This window comes from Candidatus Cryptobacteroides sp. (assembly GCF_056207615.1).
This window is the reverse complement of record NZ_JBAEER010000106.1, coordinates 1-4,270: the sequence shown is the minus strand read 5'-3', so window position 1 is coordinate 4,270 and position 4,270 is coordinate 1. Positions and strand designations below refer to the sequence as shown.

Annotated in this window: 6 protein-coding genes; all 6 read right to left on the bottom strand. The window is 58.3% G+C overall.

All coding sequences use genetic code 11. The features are described 5' to 3' along the window. Nucleotides 1-4: 4 nt before the first annotated feature. Complete coding sequence (locus tag AC06ND_RS06510) at nt 5-889, bottom strand: DMT family transporter (RefSeq protein WP_475678186.1); 885 nt, start codon at nt 887-889, stop codon at nt 5-7. Then, nucleotides 889-1,665, bottom strand: coding sequence for a tryptophan synthase subunit alpha (trpA, locus tag AC06ND_RS06505; protein ID WP_475678185.1), 777 nt, complete (start codon nt 1,663-1,665; stop codon nt 889-891). Before trpA ends, AC06ND_RS06510 begins: the two co-directional genes overlap by 1 nt. Next, nucleotides 1,662-2,267, bottom strand: coding sequence for a phosphoribosylanthranilate isomerase (locus AC06ND_RS06500; protein WP_475678184.1), 606 nt, complete (start codon nt 2,265-2,267; stop codon nt 1,662-1,664). Before AC06ND_RS06500 ends, trpA begins: the two co-directional genes overlap by 4 nt. Then, complete coding sequence (gene trpC / locus AC06ND_RS06495; protein WP_475678183.1) at nt 2,264-3,055, bottom strand: indole-3-glycerol phosphate synthase TrpC; 792 nt, start codon at nt 3,053-3,055, stop codon at nt 2,264-2,266. The genes AC06ND_RS06500 and trpC overlap by 4 nt, the downstream gene beginning before the upstream one ends. Next, nucleotides 3,055-4,050 carry an anthranilate phosphoribosyltransferase gene (gene trpD, locus AC06ND_RS06490; protein WP_475678182.1) on the bottom strand — a complete coding sequence of 332 codons (996 nt, stop codon included), beginning with the start codon at nt 4,048-4,050 and terminating at the stop codon, nt 3,055-3,057. Before trpD ends, trpC begins: the two co-directional genes overlap by 1 nt. A 5-nt stretch (nt 4,051-4,055) precedes the next feature. Continuing rightward, nucleotides 4,056-4,270, bottom strand: a 215-nt coding sequence (locus AC06ND_RS06485) for a glutamine amidotransferase-related protein (protein WP_475678181.1), incomplete at its 5' end; no start/stop codon positions are given.

Sequence of the window (4,270 nt, the reverse complement as noted above, 5' to 3'; positions counted from 1 at the left end):
ATATTTATGATTTGCTGCTCCTTCCGGCGATTATCACTCCTGCGAGGATGATTGCCGATCCTATTCCCGACACCAAGGTGACCTTCTCCCCGAGCACGAGGAGGCTGCCGAACAGGGTGAAGACAGGATTGAGGTAGAGGTAGTTCGAGGATGCCACGATGCCGAGGTTCTTCATCACCGGATTCCACAGCGCGAAGCATCCCAGCGATGCGACGACCGCGAGGAAGAGGAGATTGGATGCGACGACGGGCTCGGTGAGCATCTCCATGCTGGCCGACCATGGGCGGAAGATGAATACCGGGAGGATGGCGATCAGACCGTAGATGAAAATCTTCCTGGTCGCGAACGAACTCTCGTACTTGTCCAGTATGCCGGGCATGAAGTTGCTGTAGAATGCCCAGCACAGGGCCGCTCCGATGGCGAGGAAGTCGCCCTTCGGCGAGAGGTGGAGCTCATGCTGTCCGTTGAATACGACCATCGCCATTCCGACGAGCGCGACCGCGGAACCAATCGCGAGGTGGCGGGTCATCCTGTCCTTGCCGAGCACATACGCGAGCAGGCTTGTCAGAAGGGGAGTCGTACATACGAGGAAGGAGACGTTGCAGGCCTGCGAGTACAGCAGGGCCGTGTTCTCGGTCCAAAAGTAGAGCGCACCGCCGGTCGCGCCGAGGAACATGAGCATCAGCTCGTCCTTCCAGCTGTTGCAGAAGAGCCTCTTCGGAGAGATGATCCAGATTCCGATGTACGCGATGATGAACCTCAGCACGAAGATCTCCGTCGGGTGGAGCCCATGCGTGAGGAGCACCTTGGTCGAGATGAAGGTGGTGCCCCATACTCCGACCACTCCGATCGCGAGCAGATGATACAAGAACTTGCTGCTGCGCTCCATTATCTGCCGATGAGTCCCTTGAGTTCGCTGATCGCCTTCTGTGCGTCACCCTCATGCTTCTCGAGGAGGCTGACGAACTTGCTTCCGATGATGCCGCCGGCGGAGTTGTCGCATGCGGCGTCGAAGGTCTGCTTGTTGCTGATTCCGAAACCTACCATGCGCGGGATGCGCAGACCCATTCCGTTGATCTTCCTGAAGTACGCCTGCTTGGCCTCGTTGAAGTCCTTCTGGGCACCGGTGGTCGATGCCGAAGACACCATGTAGATGAAGCCGCTGGTGTGCTGGTCGATCAGGCGTACGCGCTCCTCGCTGGTCTCAGGGGTGATGAGCATGATGAGTCGGAGGTCGTATGCCTCGGCGATGGACTTGTACTGCTCCATGTAGTCCTTGAAAGGCAGGTCCGGGATGATCATTCCGTCGACACCCACCTCCTTGCACGAGCGGCAGAAGTTCTCGAAGCCGTAGTTGAAGACAGGGTTGAGATAGCCCATGAGCACGAGAGGGATGTCCACGTCCTTGCGTATGTCCCTGAGCTGGTCGAAGAGCTTGCGGAGGGTCATTCCGTTGCGCAGGGCCTTGGTGGCGGCATCCTGGATCACAGGACCGTCGGCCATAGGGTCGCTGAACGGGATTCCTACCTCGATCATGTCGACTCCGTTTGCCTGGAGCGTGCGGATCACATCCGCGGTACCGTCGAGCTTAGGTGCGCCGGCGCAGAAGTAGATCGAGAGTATTCCGTGCGGGTCGTTTGCGAAAAGTCTGTCAATTCGATTCATATCTTTCTTATTTTATCTATCGTTTCCTTGAGCATCCCAGGGTCCTTGACTCCCGGAATGGTCTCGAACCTGCTGTTCAGGTCGAAGCCTGCCAGGTAGGGATGCGATACCTGGTCGAGTCCTGTGTCCGGGCCTATTCCTCCGCTCAGAAGGAACGGCACCTGGCCTTCATATAGGTCAAGCAGGCTCCAGTCGAAGCTCTTTCCGCTCCCTCCCACGCTGCTTGTCTTGGTGTCGAAGACGAAGAGGTCACAGCTGTCCAGGTAATCCTTAGCCCGGGCCATGTCCTCCGCTCCGGCTATGCTGAAGGCCTTCATCACCTTGAGCCCCTTTGCCCTGAGAGCCGAGCAGAGCCGGGGCGTTTCCTGTCCGTGGAGCTGGACGTGGGTGAAGCCGTAGAGGGCGACCTTGTCCATGATGAAGTCCTCGTCATGGTTCACGAAGACCCCGACCCTCGCTGCCTTCAGGGGCATGTATGAGGGCAGGGATACTACCTTCCTGGGGGATTTCTCGTAGAAGATGAATCCCATCATGTCGGGCCCCAGGGCCTCCACTGCGCGGATGTTCTCCGCCTGTGTCATTCCACAGACCTTTACTATCATAACTCTGCTATGAATTCCCTGAGTGCCTTGCCCGGGTCCTCGTGCTTCATGAAGTTCTCTCCCATGAGGAAGCCCCTGAAGCCTTTCTCGCGGAGAGCCCTTACCTTGGCCGGGTCCGAGATTCCGCTCTCCGACACGAGCACCTTGTCGATCGCGTTGGCCCTGAGAGCCTCTGCCAGGTCGAAGGAGTTCTGGATGTCGGTGTGGAAGGTTCCGAGGTTACGGTTGTTGATACCCACCATGTCGGCATCGAGCTTCGCGTACTCCATCTCCTCAGGGGAGTGGGTCTCGAGCAATACCTCGAGTCCGAGCTCATGAGCCTTGTCGATGAGTTCCCTGCACTCGTCCACGCTCAGGCAGGCCGCGATCAGCAGGACCGCGTCCGCGCCAATCTCGCGAGCCTCGTAGAGCTGGTATTCGTCGATGATGAAATCCTTCCTGAGGATAGGGATGTCGACCATCGGCCTTACCATCCTGACGAAGTCCTGGCAACCGCCGAAGTACTTGTAGTCGGTGAGTATGCTGAGCGCGGAAGCTCCGGATGCCTCATAGGCAGGGATCACCTCCATTGGCTTGGCGTCCTCGTGGATCCATCCCTTCGAAGGGGACTTGCGCTTGAACTCGGAGATGATGCCGTAGGGCGAGGAGGCGAGCGCAGCACGCATGCTGCGTTTGCTGCGCGGCGCCGCGAGGGCAGCCTCGCGGACGGCGTCCAGAGGACGCGCGCTCCTCGCCGCCTCCACCTCGAGCCTCTTATCGGCCACTATTTCTGTGAGTATGTCCTTCATCAGCTGTTGATCTCGACGAATTTCCTGAATGTCTCGAGCGCCTTTCCGCTCTCGAGTGACTCGCGTGCTATCTGGACGGACTCCTCGATGGAGAGGTTCCTGTCCACCACGGCGATGCCGCAGGCCGCGTTTGCGAGAATGACGTTCTTCTGGGCCTCGGTAGACCTTCCCTCGAGGACGGCGTCGAAAATCTTCATCGCCTCCTCCGGGGTCTCGCCTCCGTAGATGTCCTCAGGGTTCACGTAGTTGAATCCCATGTCCTTAGGGGTGAACACCTTCTCGAAGTTGTTGGTCACGAGCTTGAAGCCGCTGGTGAGCGAGATCTCGTCGTAGCCGTCGTAGCTGGTCACGACTCCGAAGTTGTCGCCTATCTTCTGGTGTGCGTTCACGTAGATTCTCATCTGAGCCTGGCTCGCGGTGCCGTGGAAGGAGTTCTTCGGATGGCAAGGATTCACGAGCGGGCCGAGTATGTTGAAGCATGTAGGGATCGCGAGCGCCTTCCTCACCGGACCCACGAACTTCATTCCGTAGGCGAAGAGAGGGGCGTGGAAATAGCAGATTCCTGCCTCCTCGAGCGACTGGCGGAGCTTGCTCTCGTCATCGGTGAACTTCACTCCGTGGCCCTGGAGCACGTTGGACGCGCCGCTCACCGATGAGCTTCCGCCGTTTCCGTGCTTGGTGACCTTGTAGCCCGCGCCTGCGATCACGAAGGCCGAGCAGGTCGAGATGTTGAAGGTGTTCTTTCCGTCACCGCCGGTGCCGACGATGTCGAGGGTGTTGTAATCGTCGAGGTTGATCCTCTTGCCGGTCTCGAGCAGTCCGTCGCGGAAACCGAGGACCTCGTCCACAGTCGCCCCGCGGGTCTGGATTGCCATGAGCATGGCTGCGATCTGGCAGTCATTGTACTTCTGCTCCACTATGTTGAGCATTATCGAATGGGTGTCCTCCCTGGTGAGGAGTTCGCCCTCCATGAGTCTCTTGAGATATTCTTTCATCTTTGTCAAGCTTTCAGCCAATTGCTAATTATAGTCTTTCCTTCGGGAGTGAGAACGCTCTCCGGGTGGAACTGTATACCCTTTATGTCCATGGTCCTGTGCCTGAGCGCCATCACCTGGCCCTCGTTGCTGGTCGCCGTGATCTCGAGGCAGTCAGGCATGCTGGCCGCGTCGACCACCCATGAGTGGTATCTTCCTACCATGATCTCCTCCGGCAGTC

Excerpts from the sequence above, each read along its gene's own strand:
- AC06ND_RS06510 (WP_475678186.1), bottom strand. The coding sequence starts at position 889 with ATGGAGCGCAGCAGCAAGTTCTTGTATCATCTGCTCGCGATCGGAGTG.
- AC06ND_RS06500 (WP_475678184.1), bottom strand. The coding sequence starts at position 2,267 with ATGATAGTAAAGGTCTGTGGAATGACACAGGCGGAGAACATCCGCGCA.
- trpA (WP_475678185.1), bottom strand. The coding sequence starts at position 1,665 with ATGAATCGAATTGACAGACTTTTCGCAAACGACCCGCACGGAATACTC.
- trpD (WP_475678182.1), bottom strand. The coding sequence starts at position 4,050 with ATGAAAGAATATCTCAAGAGACTCATGGAGGGCGAACTCCTCACCAGG.
- trpC (WP_475678183.1), bottom strand. The coding sequence starts at position 3,055 with ATGAAGGACATACTCACAGAAATAGTGGCCGATAAGAGGCTCGAGGTG.